The 12279-nt window shown below is 64.1% G+C and carries 9 protein-coding genes, 2 tRNA genes and 2 pseudogenes; 9 read left to right on the top strand and 4 right to left on the bottom strand.

The annotated features are described in order from the left end of the window. Positions 1-450: 450 nt before the first annotated feature. A pseudogene (locus K5H97_RS29935) lies at positions 451-837 on the top strand (methyl-accepting chemotaxis protein); the annotation flags it as partial. 390 nt (positions 838-1227) lie between these two features. Beyond that, positions 1228-1743 (top strand): annotated as a pseudogene (locus K5H97_RS29940) (methyl-accepting chemotaxis protein); the annotation flags it as partial. Between the two features lie 124 nt (positions 1744-1867). Here K5H97_RS29940 and K5H97_RS03020 read toward each other — a convergent pair. The 4 genes from K5H97_RS03020 to K5H97_RS03035 all read right to left on the bottom strand — a co-directional run bounded on the left by K5H97_RS03020 (position 1868) and on the right by K5H97_RS03035 (position 4878). Continuing rightward, entirely contained in the window at positions 1868-3433 is a 1566-nt protein-coding gene (locus tag K5H97_RS03020) for an ABC transporter permease (RefSeq protein ID WP_028688254.1), read from the bottom strand. Beyond that, positions 3433-4446: an extracellular solute-binding protein gene (locus K5H97_RS03025; RefSeq protein WP_028688253.1), complete on the bottom strand. Its 1014-nt coding sequence runs from the start codon at positions 4444-4446 to the stop codon at positions 3433-3435. The genes K5H97_RS03020 and K5H97_RS03025 overlap by 1 nt, the downstream gene beginning before the upstream one ends. 171 nt (positions 4447-4617) lie before the next feature. Next, positions 4618-4704 (bottom strand) — tRNA-Leu (locus tag K5H97_RS03030). Positions 4705-4791: 87 nt separating this feature from the next. After that, positions 4792-4878 (bottom strand) — tRNA-Leu (locus K5H97_RS03035). 271 nt (positions 4879-5149) lie between these two features. Between K5H97_RS03035 and rnr the strand changes: the two genes are divergently transcribed. From rnr to dnaB, 7 genes are all read left to right on the top strand, one after another. Next, positions 5150-7723 (top strand): ribonuclease R, encoded by a 2574-nt coding sequence (rnr, locus tag K5H97_RS03040; RefSeq protein ID WP_028688252.1) that lies wholly within the window; start codon positions 5150-5152, stop codon positions 7721-7723. Next, positions 7720-8466, top strand: a complete 747-nt coding sequence (rlmB, locus tag K5H97_RS03045) for a 23S rRNA (guanosine(2251)-2'-O)-methyltransferase RlmB (RefSeq protein ID WP_028688251.1) — start codon at positions 7720-7722, stop codon at positions 8464-8466. The genes rnr and rlmB overlap by 4 nt, the downstream gene beginning before the upstream one ends. A 246-nt stretch (positions 8467-8712) precedes the next feature. Further along, a complete protein-coding gene (gene rpsF, locus K5H97_RS03050; RefSeq protein ID WP_011535936.1) occupies positions 8713-9138 on the top strand; it encodes a 30S ribosomal protein S6 in 426 nt (141 codons plus the stop codon). Between the two features lie 28 nt (positions 9139-9166). Then, entirely contained in the window at positions 9167-9397 is a 231-nt protein-coding gene (gene rpsR / locus K5H97_RS03055; protein ID WP_003249563.1) for a 30S ribosomal protein S18, read from the top strand. Between the two features lie 34 nt (positions 9398-9431). Beyond that, positions 9432-10298 carry a YybS family protein gene (locus tag K5H97_RS03060; RefSeq protein WP_028688250.1) on the top strand — a complete coding sequence of 289 codons (867 nt, stop codon included), beginning with the start codon at positions 9432-9434 and terminating at the stop codon, positions 10296-10298. A 20-nt stretch (positions 10299-10318) separates the two neighbouring features. Further along, on the top strand, positions 10319-10765 hold the full coding sequence (gene rplI / locus K5H97_RS03065) for a 50S ribosomal protein L9 (RefSeq protein WP_028688249.1): 447 nt from the start codon (positions 10319-10321) through the stop codon (positions 10763-10765). A gap of 113 nt (positions 10766-10878) precedes the next feature. Beyond that, complete coding sequence (gene dnaB, locus K5H97_RS03070) at positions 10879-12276, top strand: replicative DNA helicase (protein WP_023629368.1); 1398 nt, start codon at positions 10879-10881, stop codon at positions 12274-12276. The last annotated feature ends 3 nt before the right edge of the window (positions 12277-12279 follow it).

Genomic DNA, 12279 nt, shown 5'->3' on the forward strand with positions numbered 1-12279 from the left:
GGACAGGATGTCCGCGCCGGGCTCGACAGCCTGTCGGCCAGTACCCGCCAGCGCCTCAGCGCCGGCCTCTCCGAGCGTCTGCAGGGCGAACAGCAGCAGCTGCGCGCCACCCTGGAGAAGAATCTCAAGGACTCGGCCAATGACATGGCCGAGCTGCTGGCCTCGGTCGCGCCGCGGGCGATCTGGGACAACGATGTGCCGACGCTGTCGGACTTTGCCCGTCGTGCCCAGCGCAACCCCAATGTGCTGTTCGTGATCTATGACGACGCCCAGGGCCAGCACCTGACCCGCTACCTCAACCGACAGAACCCGATCAACCAGGCGTTGATGGACAAGGGGCAGGGTGAGCGTGCGCTGGACAAGGTACTGGACGCCGCGCGCAAGGATCCGTCGGTGTACTACGTCGAGGCCTCGATCAACCCCAACGGTGCCGAGATCGGCAAGGTGCTGATGGGGGTCTCCACCGTGGGCGTCGAGCAGGAGCTCAAGGCCCTCGACCAGCGCTTCGCCGCCCTGATCGCCAGCGGCGAACAACTGGTCGGCGACAGCCTGGTGGCCGCCGCTGCCGACAGCGGCAAGGCCCTGCGCGCGCGGTTGGAAACGGCGCAGAACAGCGCCACGGCGGTGCAGGCCAACACCGCGCAGACCGTGCGCGATGCCGCCGCCGAGCTGCGCTGGCGCATCGGCCTGGGCCTGGTGCTGGTGGGCCTGGGCGTGCTGTTGGTGGTGGCCGTGGTGCTTGGGCGTCGGGTGCTTAGCAAGCTCGGCCTGCTGATCGCCGCGCTGAACGACCTGGCCGCGGGAGAGGGCGACCTGACCAAGCGAGTCAAGCTCGACAGCCGTGACGAGATCGGCGACATGGCCTCGGCGGTCAACCGCTTCGTCGACAAGCTCCAACCCATCGTCCGCGAGGCCGGCGAGGTGGCGCAGCGCACCGGTGTCGAGATCGACAGCATGGCCCAGCGCAACGCGGGGGCCGATGCCGCCGCCGCGCTACAGCGTGATGAGGTGGCGGCCAGCCTGCGCGACCTGTCGAGCATGGCCGACGAGGCCCAGGCAGAGAGCCATGCGATGCAGGCGGCGTTGCAGCAGGTGGTGGACATTCGTCAGGCCACCGACGAGAACAGCCGCGCCTCCACCCAGCTGGCACGGTTGATCGAGAACCTGGCCGGCGAGGTGCAGACCGGCTCCCAGGTGATCGAGCGGCTTGCCAAGCAGAGCGAGCAGATCGAGGTGGTGCTGACGGTGATTCATGGCATCGCCGAGCAGACCAACTTGCTGGCGCTGAACGCCGCCATCGAGGCGGCGCGGGCCGGGGAAACCGGGCGCGGCTTCGCCGTGGTGGCCGACGAGGTGCGGGCGCTGGCGAGCAAGACCCAGAGCTCGACCGGTGATATCCAGTCGCATATTGCCGCCCTGCAGCAGGGGGCCAAGGAGGCGGTGGCGACCATCAGCCAGGCCGGACGCCAGGCCAGCGAGGGTCTGCTGGTGTTGCGTGATAACGAGCGTCGCCAGCAGTCGGTGCAGGCGGCGGTGGAGCAGGTGCATGCGGCGATCGGCCTGGCCACCCGCGCGGCGGAGCAGCAGGCCAATGGCGCCCAGGCCGTGCGCGGTCGGGTGGAGAACATTCATGCCCAGGCCGAGCGCTCGGCCGAGGTGGTGATGCAGACCACGGCCAGCAGCAAGGTACTGGATGACCTGGCGGCGCAGTTGCGCGCCAGCCTGGGGCAGTTCCGGGCCTGACTCGGGCGAGGGCTGAGCCCTCGCATCGCGACACAAGGCCGCTCCCACAGGTTCGGCGCTCGGTGCAGTGCCTGTGGGAGCGGCCTTGTGTCGCGATTGGGCCGCAAAGCGGCCCCAGTGGGTGTCACGCCTTGTTCAGATACATCCGCGTCGTCAGCAGGTACACCGGCAATCCCGACACCACGATCAGCAACGCCGCATAAGGCGCCGCCGCCGCGAACTCGACGTTGGCGGTGTGCGCCCACACCTCGGTGGCCAGGGTGGTCATGCCGGTCGGGCTGAGCAGCAGGGTTGCGGTCAGTTCCTTCATCGCATCCAGGAACACCAGGGCGAACGCCGCCGCCATCGCCGGGAAGATGATCGGCAGGGTGACCCGGCAGAACGCCGCGAAACTGCTCGCACCCAGGGTGCGTGCGGCCTCTTCGAGCGTCGGTGAGGCCTTGTTCAGCGCCGTGCGCACCGGCGACTGCGCCAGTGGCAGGAACAGCAGGGCATAGGCCAGGATCAGCAGCGCCGTTGTCTGGTACAGCACCGGCACATAGTGCAGGGCGAAGAACACCAGGGTCAGGGCGATCACCAGCCCGGGCAGGGCGTGCAGCAGGTATGGCAGGCGCTCGGCCCAGATCGCCAGGCGCCCTTTGTAGCGCACCACCAGGAAACTGATCGGCAGGGCCAGCAGCACGCAGAAGCCGGCGCCGCCCAGGGAGACCGACAGCGAAGTGGCCAGGGCCTTGCCGATGGCCGCAACCGGGAACGCCGCGGACGAACCGACGCTCAGCCAGTAGCCAAGCATGGCCAGCGGAATGCCGCTGCCCAATACCGCCAGGGCCAGGCAGAACAGCTGCCCCAGCGGCATCCAGGCACGCAGGCGCAGCGGTTGCGCGCGGCGCGCCACGCCCTGGCCGATGCGCACATGGCGGGCCTTGCCGCGCACCCGTAGCTCCAGCCAGAGCATCGCCAGGCACAGCACCAGCAGCACCGCCGAGAGCATGGCCGCGTTGGCGTTGCTGAACTCCAGCTCGAACTGCTGGTAGATCGCCGTGGTGAAGGTCTGCAGGCCGAGGATCGACAGGGCGCCGAACTCCACCAGCATATGCAAGGCGATCAGCAGCGCGCCACCGAGCATCGAGGGCCACAGCAGCGGCAGGGTGATCCTGTGGAACACGCCCCAGCGCCCGCAGCCCAGGGTGCGCGCCGACTCCTCCAGCGAGGTGTCGAGGTTGCGCAGGGTGGCGGCCACCGGCAGGAACACCAACGGGTATTTCGACAGTGCCATCACCAGAATGGCCCCGCCCAGGCCCTCGAAGTCAGAACTCAGTGACACCCAGGTGAAGCTGCTGACGAACGACGGCACGGCGAACGGCAGGCACAGCACCACGCCCCACAGGCGTCGCCCCGGCAGGTCGCTACGCTCCAGCAGCCAGGCCAGGGCCACGCCAACCAGCAGGCAAAGCACGGTGACGCCGACCATCAGCAGCAAAGTGTTGCGCAGCAGGCCCCAGACAAACGGGCGCCAGAGCAGGCGCAGGGCTTCGTGCCAGCCGGCTTCCCAGGCCTTGAGTCCGACGTACAGCAACGGCAGCAGGCTCATCGCCACCAGGAACAACACGGGCAACACCACCCAGACGGAGGGTCGCTTGCGCTTCGGTACGAAGCGCGACAAGGCGGGCGAGGGCAGGGCGGCGGTCATCAGAGCAGGCCAACCTCACGTTCGAGTTCGATGGCTTCCTCGGCATTGCCAAGGTCCGCCGGCGAGATCTTCGGCGGGCGCAGATCCTCGAACGGTTTCAGGCCACGGTCCGAGACCATGCCCTTGTGCAGCGGGTACTCGGCGGTGGTCTGGGTGATCACCCGCTGGCCTTCTTCGCTGGCCATCCAGTTGAGCAGGGCCTGGGCTTCCTTGGGGTGCTTGCTGGCCTTGACTACCGCGGCGCCGGAAATGGTGACCAGGTTGCCGGCATCGCCATCAGCCAGGTAGTACAGCTTGGAATCCAGCTTGCCGCGCTCGCGCTCAAGCGCATACCAGTAGTAGTTGTTCACCAGAACCGCGGCGACTTCGCCTTTTTCCACGGCCTTGAGGGCCACCATGTTGTTGGTGTAGGTCTTGCCGAAGGCTTTCAGGCCGGTCAGCCATTCTTCGGTGGCCTCGCGGCCATGCATCTTCAGGATGGCCACGGCCTGTTCCTGGAAGGCGCCGCTGGTGGGGACGTAGCCGACGCGCCCTTCCCACTCGGGGTTGGCAAAGTCCATGACCGTGGTCGGCAGGTCTTTCTCATCGATCTTCTTCGGGTTGAACACCACGATGCGGGTGCGGGCGGTGATGCCCATCCAGGTGCCGTTGGCGCCTACGTATTCCCTGGGCATCATGTTCGCGGTGGCGTCGTCGATCTTCGCCAGCAGGCCCAGCTCGCCCAAGTTGTTCAGGGGCGGGGATTCCTCGGTGTAGATGATGTCGGCCGGCGAGCGTGCGCCTTCCTCGATGATCTGGCTGGCCAGCTGGTTGCTGCTGCCCTTGCGGATATTGATATGGATGCCGGTCTTGGCCTCGTAGGCCTTGGCGATGGCGTCGCCGATTTCCTTGTGCTGGCCGTTGTACATCGTCAACGTGACCGGTTCGTCTGCCAGGGCGGCCGGAGCGCCGATCACCAGGCTCAGAACTGCGGCGGCCAGGGTGCGCATCAGCGGTTGCGGGCGGATCGTCATGCGGGTACTTCCTCGCTTACGGCTACATATTTGGAAACAATGGTAAACGAAATTGTTTCTCAAATGGGCGCATGACGGGAAATTCATGGGTCGACCATGGGATAGGGCTTGCCCCGCGATACAAAATCGCAGGCAAGAAAAAACCCACTAGCAAGCTAGTGGGTTTTTGTATGGTGCCCAGGAGAAGACTCGAACTTCCACGACCGTTAAGTCACTGATACCTGAAACCAGCGCGTCTACCAATTCCGCCACCTGGGCAAAGCTTTGCATCATCTGGTGAAGGCGACTATCGTTCGCTTTCACACAGTAGTAACAGATCCTTGGTCATCTGTTACTTGAAAAATTTGGTGCCCAGGAGAAGACTCGAACTTCCACGGCCGTTAAGCCACTGATACCTGAAACCAGCGCGTCTACCAATTCCGCCACCTGGGCACACATTCGAGATTACAAGATGCTTTACAGCGTCGTTCATCTCTACTACAACTTCGGGGTTGTCCGTCGTTGTGGTGCGCACTATACGGACGCCCCTGATGCCTGTAAACCCCCCGAACGAAAAAAAATTCAAAAAATTCAACTTGTTGATTCCGCAGGCCTATTGCCGCATGACGGACACGCTGCCGGGGCTGTCCAAGGCTGACATTTCCGGTTTCAATACGCCTATGCCAGAATTCCATTCTATATACCCCAAGGTGAACCCTTTCTGATGGCCGATTGGCAATCCCTCGATCCCGAGGCCGCTCGCGAAGCGGAAAAATACGACAACCCCATCCCCAGCCGTGAGCTGATCCTGCAGCGCCTCGCCGACCGTGGCGAACCGGCTGCCCGTGAACAGCTGGCCGAAGAGTTCGGTCTTTATGAAGAAGACCAGATCGAAGCCCTGCGCCGCCGCCTGCGTGCCATGGAGCGCGATGGTCAGCTTATCTATACCCGGCGCGGCACCTATGCCCCGGTGGACAAGCTCGACCTGATCTGCGGCCGCGTATCCGGCCACCGTGATGGTTTCGGCTTCCTGATCCCCGATGACGGCAGCGAGGACCTGTTCCTCAGCCCGGCGCAGATGCGCCTGGTGTTCGACGGCGACCGCGGCCTGGCCCGGGTGTCCGGCGTCGACCGCCGTGGCCGGCGCGAAGGCGTGCTGGTCGAAGTCATCTCCCGCGCCCATGAAAGCGTGGTCGGCCGCTACTTCGAAGAAGGCGGCATCGGCTACGTGACCCCGGACAACCCCAAGATCCAGCAGGAAGTGCTGGTCACCGCCGGGCGCAACGGCGGCGCCAAGATCGGTCAGTTCGTGTCGATCAAGATCACCCACTGGCCAACCCCGCGCTTCCAGCCCCAGGGCGACGTGGTCGAGGTGATCGGCAACTACATGGCGCCGGGCATGGAGATCGACATTGCCCTGCGCAGCTATGACATTCCGCATGTCTGGCCGAAGGACGTGATCAAGGAAGCGCGCAAGTTCCGCTCCGAAGTCGAGGAGAAGGACAAGGAGAAGCGCGTCGACCTGCGCCACCTGCCGTTCGTCACCATCGACGGCGAGGATGCCCGCGACTTCGACGACGCCGTCTATTGCGAACCGCTGGGCAAGCTGCGCCTGTTCTCCGGCGGCTGGCGCCTGTACGTGGCGATCGCCGACGTCTCCAGCTATGTGCGCCTGGGCTCGGCCCTGGACGTCGAGGCCCAGCAGCGCGGCAACTCGGTGTACTTCCCCGAGCGCGTGGTGCCGATGCTCCCCGAGGAGCTGTCCAACGGCCTGTGCTCGCTGAACCCGCACGTCGATCGCCTGGCCATGGTCTGCGAAATGACCATGAACAAGGCCGGCCAGATGGTCGACTACCAGTTCTACGAAGGGGTTATCCACTCCCACGCGCGCCTGACCTACAACAAGGTCAGCAGCATGCTCGAGCATGCCCGCACCCGCGAGGGCAAGGCGCTGCGCGAGGAGTACAAGGAAGTCCTGCCGGACCTGAAGAACCTGTACAACCTGTACAAGGTGCTGGTCGATGCCCGTCACACCCGTGGCGCGATCGACTTCGAAACCCAGGAAACCCGGATCATCTTCGGCGAAGACCGCAAGATCGACGAAATTCGTCCGACGGTGCGCAACGATGCTCACAAGCTGATCGAGGAATGCATGCTGGCGGCCAACGTCGCCACCGCCGAATTCCTGCAGAAGCACAACGTGCCTGCGCTGTACCGCGTGCACGACGGTCCGCCGCCGGAACGCCTGGAAAAACTGCGCGCCTTCCTCGGCGAACTGGGCCTGACCCTGCACAAGGGCAAGGATCCATCGCCCAAGGACTACCAGCAACTGCTGGCGAGCATCGCCGGGCGTCCGGACTTCCACCTGATCCAGACCGTCATGCTGCGCTCGCTGAGCCAGGCGGTGTACAGCGTCGAGAACAACGGCCACTTCGGCCTGAACTACGAGGCCTACACCCACTTCACCTCGCCGATCCGCCGCTACCCGGACCTGCTGGTGCACCGCGCCATCCGCAGTGTGATCCGCTCCAAGGTCGACACCCCGCACGTCAAGCGTGCCGGCGCCATGAGCATCCCCAAGGCGCGCATCTACCCGTACGACGAGAACACCCTCGAGCAGATGGGCGAGCAGTGCTCGATGACCGAGCGCCGTGCCGACGAGGCCACCCGCGACGTGGTCAACTGGCTCAAGTGCGAGTACATGCGTGATCGCGTGGGCGAGACCTTCCCCGGCGTGATCACGGCGGTGACCGGTTTCGGCCTGTTCATCGAGTTGACCGACATCTACGTCGAAGGCCTGGTGCATGTCAGCGCCCTGCCGGGTGATTACTACCACTTCGATCCGGTACATCACCGTCTGTCGGGCGAGCGCAGTGGTCGCAGCTTCCGCCTGGGCGATACGGTCGAGGTCAAGGTCATGCGCGTCGATCTCGAGCAGCGCAAGATCGATTTCGAAATGTCCGAGGCCACCGTCAACGCGCCGGTCGGCCGCAAGTCCGCCGCGCCTGTCGGCAAGGCCGCGCCGGAGCCGGCAGCGGCGCCCGAGGCGAAGATCTCGCCCAAGCCGCGCAGCCGCAAGAGCGAAACCGCCGAGGCGTACTTCCCGAAAGACGCGGTGCAGCGCAACGCCGAGGTGCGCAAGAGTCGCGAGATGAAGAAGGCGCTGATGAGCGACGCCAAGCACAGCGCTCACGCCGGTGGCAAGGCGGAGAAGGGCGCCAAGTCGTCGGGCAAGACCAAGCATCGCAAGGGGTCGTCGAAGTCCGGCGCGCCACGTAAGGGCAAGAGCAAGTCATGAGTCAGCTGGAAAAGATCTACGGTGTGCATGCTGTGCAGGCGCTGCTGCAGCACCACCCCAAGCGCGTCAAGCAGATCTGGCTTTCCGAGGGGCGCAGCGAGCCGCGCATCCAGGCCTTGCTGGCCCTGGCCGCGGAAAACCGCGTCCAGGTCGGCCAGGCCGAGCGTCGTGAGCTCGACGCCTGGGTCGAGGGCGTGCACCAAGGCGTGGTCGCCGAGGTGAGCCCGAGCCAGGTCTGGGGCGAACTGATGCTCGAGGAACTGCTCGAGCGCACCGAGACGCCGCCGCTGATCCTGGTCCTGGACGGTGTCACCGACCCGCACAACCTCGGCGCCTGCCTGCGCACCGCCGATGCCGCCGGCGCCACGGCGGTGGTGGTGCCCAAGGACAAGTCGGCGACCCTGACGCCGGTGGTGCGCAAGGTGGCCTGCGGCGCCGCGGAAGTGATTCCGCTGGTGGCCGTGACCAACCTGGCCCGTACCCTGGAAAAACTCCAGCAGCGCGGTCTGTGGGTGGTTGGCACTGCCGGCGAGGCCGAGCAGGAGATTTACCAGCAGGACCTGACCGGCCCGCTGGTGATGATCATGGGCGCCGAAGGCAGGGGCATGCGCCGTCTGACCCGCGAGCACTGCGATTTCCTGGTCAAGCTGCCGATGGCGGGCAGCGTCAGCAGCCTGAACGTCTCGGTGGCGACCGGGGTGTGCCTGTTCGAGGCCGTGAGGCAGCGTCAGGTCAAGCGCTGATTCCTCCCCTGGGGTGGGCTTCCACGAGCCCGCCCTCGCGGGAATCGCTTCGGCGGGCGAATATGTTTCCGGCTGTTCAAATATTCGCCAGCCTCCTTGCTTGTCCCTCCAGCCTTCTCTACAATTGCGCCCCTTGCCGAGCTGGCAGGCGCGCATGCGCCTTCTCGCCAGGGCAAGACATACAAGTGTCATTCACTCCTTGTCTGACCAGGTAGCTGGCAGACTACTAACCCGTAAGGAGCATTCATGCGTCATTACGAAATCATCTTCCTGGTTCACCCGGACCAGAGCGAGCAAGTCGGCGGCATGGTTGAGCGTTACACCAAGCTGATCGAAGAAGACGGCGGCAAGATCCACCGTCTGGAAGACTGGGGCCGTCGTCAACTGGCCTACGCAATCAACAATGTTCACAAGGCTCACTACGTGATGCTGAACGTTGAGTGCACCGGCAAGGCCCTGGCCGAGCTGGAAGACAACTTCCGCTACAACGATGCCGTGATCCGTAACCTGGTCATCCGTCGTGACGAAGCCGTTACCGGCCCGTCCGAGATGCTCAAGGCCGAAGAGAACCGCAGCGAGCGCCGTGAGCGTCGCGAACGTCCTGAGCATGCTGATGGCGCCGAAGGCGACGACAGCAATGACAGCGACAACAGCGATAACGCTGACGAGTAATCCACGGACCTTTTGAGGAGCCAATCACATGGCACGTTTCTTCCGTCGTCGTAAATTCTGCCGCTTCACTGCTGAAGACGTGAAAGAGATCGACTTCAAAGATCTCAACACCCTGAAAGCTTACGTATCCGAAACCGGCAAGATCGTTCCAAGCCGCATCACCGGTACCAAAGCTCGTTATCAGCGTCAGCTGGCTACCGCTATCAAGCGCGCCCGCTTCCTGGCCCTGCTGCCCTACACCGACAGCCACGGCCGCTGAGACCGGGTCGTCGACTAAGTAGCAAGGGATAGGCATGCGAGCGTTGGCAAGTTTCATCATGCGCGGTCGTGTGCAGGCCACCCTCGTGGTGGTCATCAGCGCGGTACTGCCGCTGCTGTTCTGGTTGAGTGCCGCCGCCGGGAGCCTGGTGTTCCTGCGGCGCGGTTTCAAGGACGCGTCATCGATCATCGCCTGGGGCCTTTTGCCAGCGATGGTCCTGGCGTACTTCGGCGAACTGAGCACCTTGCTGGTGCTGTTGGGAACGCTGGGTCTGGCCGCCTTGTTGCGGGCCGGACATTCCTGGACCCGGGTGCTGCTGTCCAGTGTCGCATTAGGCTTGCTGTACAGCCTGATCCTGGACGCGGTGATGCGCGAGACCTTCGAGGTGCTGGCCAAGGCGCTTGAAAAAGCCCTGCCGCAGATCGAGGGCCAACCGGTACTACCTGGTGAGCTGATCGGCCCTTTGCTGGTCGCTTCCAGTGCGGTAATGCTGCAGCTGTTCAGCCTGCTGGCTCTGATGCTGGCGCGCTATTGGCAGGCGGCGTTGTACAACCCCGGCGGTTTCGGTCGCGAGTTTCGCGAGCTGAGGCTGCCACTGGTGCCAATGCTGGTGCTGGTGTCGTTGATGGTGCTCGGTCCGTTTCTCGGCTCGCCGTTCATCGTCCTCGCCACCGCCTCCAGCCTGGTGCTGCTGCTCGCTGGCATCGCCCTGATTCACGGGCTGGTGGCGCAAGGGCGACTGGCCGGGTTCTGGCTGGTGGGGATGTACGTGACGCTGCCGCTGCTCATGCAGCTGATGTATCCGTTGCTCGTGGTTTTGGCCATTGTCGACAGCCTGATTGATTTTCGCGGTCGCAAGTCCCCTTCACAGGGTGACGACTCCGCGAACGGTGAAGGTTAAAAGTTAAGAGGTTTTACCAAATGGAACTGATCCTGCTGGAAAAAGTCGCCAACCTGGGCAACCTGGGCGACATCGTTAAAGTCAAGTCCGGCTACGGCCGTAACTTCCTGCTGCCGTTCGGCAAGGCCACCGTCGCCAACGCCGCCAACAAGGCCGCGTTCGAAGAGCGCCGCGCCGAGCTGGAAAAAGCCGCCGCAGAGAAGAAAGCTTCGGCTGAAAGCCGCGCTGCCCAACTGGCCGAGCTGGAAGTGACCATCACTGCCACCGCTGGCGACGAAGGCAAGCTGTTCGGTTCGATCGGCACCCACGACATCGCTGACGCCCTGACCGCCTCCGGCGTTGAAGTGGCCAAGGCTGAAGTTCGTCTGCCGAACGGCACCATCCGTCAGGTTGGCGAATACGACGTAGCCGTGCACCTGCACAGCGACGTTGAAGCCACTGTACGTGTGGTCGTCGTAGCTGCCTAAGCTGCGCTGACTGGCTGGCTCCTTGTGGGTCAGACGGTTAACATCGGGCACGGTCCTGTGTTTAACAGGCCGTGCCCTTTGTCTTTTTCATCCCCCAGAATTCTTTCGTGGCCATGAACGAGATCACCACCCCCGAACAGCTCGACCTGCAAACCGCCGCCCTGAAGGTGCCGCCGCATTCCATCGAGGCCGAACAGGCCGTGCTCGGTGGCCTGATGCTGGACAACAACGCCTGGGAGCGGGTACTGGACCAGGTGTCGGACGGCGATTTCTACCGGCATGACCACCGCCTGATTTTCCGCGCCATCCACAAGCTGGTGGACGCGAACCAGCCGTTCGACGTGGTGACCCTGCATGAGCAGCTGGACAAGGAAGGCGTGTCCACCCAGGTCGGTGGCCTGGCGTATCTGGCCGAGCTGGCCAAGAACACCCCGTCGGTGGCTAACATCAAGGCCTACGCCGCGATCATCCGCGAGCGTGCCACGCTGCGTCAGCTGATCAGCATCAGCACCGACATCGCCGACAACGCCTTCAACCCCCAGGGGCGCAACGCCGAGGAGATCCTCGACGACGCCGAACGGCAGATCTTCCAGATCGCCGAGGCGCGGCCGAAGACCGGTGGCCCGGTGGGGGTCAACGAGCTGTTGACCATGGCCATCGACCGCATCGACACGCTGTTCAACTCCGACAGCGACATCACTGGCGTGTCCACCGGCTTCACCGACCTGGATGAGAAGACCAGCGGCCTGCAGGCAGCCGACCTGATCATCGTTGCCGGCCGTCCGTCGATGGGCAAGACCACCTTCGCCATGAACCTGGTGGAAAACGCCGTGTTGCGCAGCGACAAGGTGGTGCTGGTGTTCTCCCTCGAGATGCCCGGTGAGTCGTTGATCATGCGTATGCTCTCCTCGCTCGGGCGGATCGACCAGACCAAGGTGCGTTCCGGTCAGCTGGACGACGATGACTGGCCGCGGCTGACCTCGGCGGTGAACCTGCTCAACGACCGCAAGCTGTTCATCGACGATACCGCCGGTATCAGCCCCTCGGAGATGCGGGCACGTACCCGCCGACTGGCGCGCGAGCATGGCGAGATCGCCATGATCATGGTCGACTACCTGCAGCTGATGCAGATTCCGGGTTCGGCCGGTGACAACCGGACCAACGAGATTTCCGAGATCTCCCGCTCGCTCAAGGCGCTGGCCAAGGAATTCAACTGCCCGGTGATCGCCCTGTCGCAGCTCAACCGCTCCCTGGAGCAGCGGCCCAACAAGCGTCCGGTCAACTCCGACCTTCGTGAATCGGGTGCGATCGAGCAGGACGCCGACGTGATCATGTTCGTCTACCGTGACGAGGTGTATCACCCCGAGACCGAGCACAAGGGCGTGGCCGAGATCATCATCGGCAAGCAGCGTAACGGCCCCATCGGCTTCGTGCGCCTGGCGTTCATCGGCAAGTACACCCGCTTCGAGAACCTCGCGCCGGGCATGTACAACTTCGACGACGACGAATAAGCC

The organism is Pseudomonas mosselii (assembly GCF_019823065.1).
Lineage (GTDB): Bacteria > Pseudomonadota > Gammaproteobacteria > Pseudomonadales > Pseudomonadaceae > Aquipseudomonas > Aquipseudomonas mosselii.

Coding starts and splice junctions, on each gene's coding strand:
- K5H97_RS03020 (WP_028688254.1), bottom strand. CDS start 3,433: ATGACCGCCGCCCTGCCCTCGCCCGCCTTGTCGCGCTTCGTACCGAAG.
- K5H97_RS03025 (WP_028688253.1), bottom strand. CDS start 4,446: ATGACGATCCGCCCGCAACCGCTGATGCGCACCCTGGCCGCCGCAGTT.
- rnr (WP_028688252.1), top strand. CDS start 5,150: ATGGCCGATTGGCAATCCCTCGATCCCGAGGCCGCTCGCGAAGCGGAA.
- rlmB (WP_028688251.1), top strand. CDS start 7,720: ATGAGTCAGCTGGAAAAGATCTACGGTGTGCATGCTGTGCAGGCGCTG.
- rpsF (WP_011535936.1), top strand. CDS start 8,713: ATGCGTCATTACGAAATCATCTTCCTGGTTCACCCGGACCAGAGCGAG.
- rpsR (WP_003249563.1), top strand. CDS start 9,167: ATGGCACGTTTCTTCCGTCGTCGTAAATTCTGCCGCTTCACTGCTGAA.
- K5H97_RS03060 (WP_028688250.1), top strand. CDS start 9,432: ATGCGAGCGTTGGCAAGTTTCATCATGCGCGGTCGTGTGCAGGCCACC.
- rplI (WP_028688249.1), top strand. CDS start 10,319: ATGGAACTGATCCTGCTGGAAAAAGTCGCCAACCTGGGCAACCTGGGC.
- dnaB (WP_023629368.1), top strand. CDS start 10,879: ATGAACGAGATCACCACCCCCGAACAGCTCGACCTGCAAACCGCCGCC.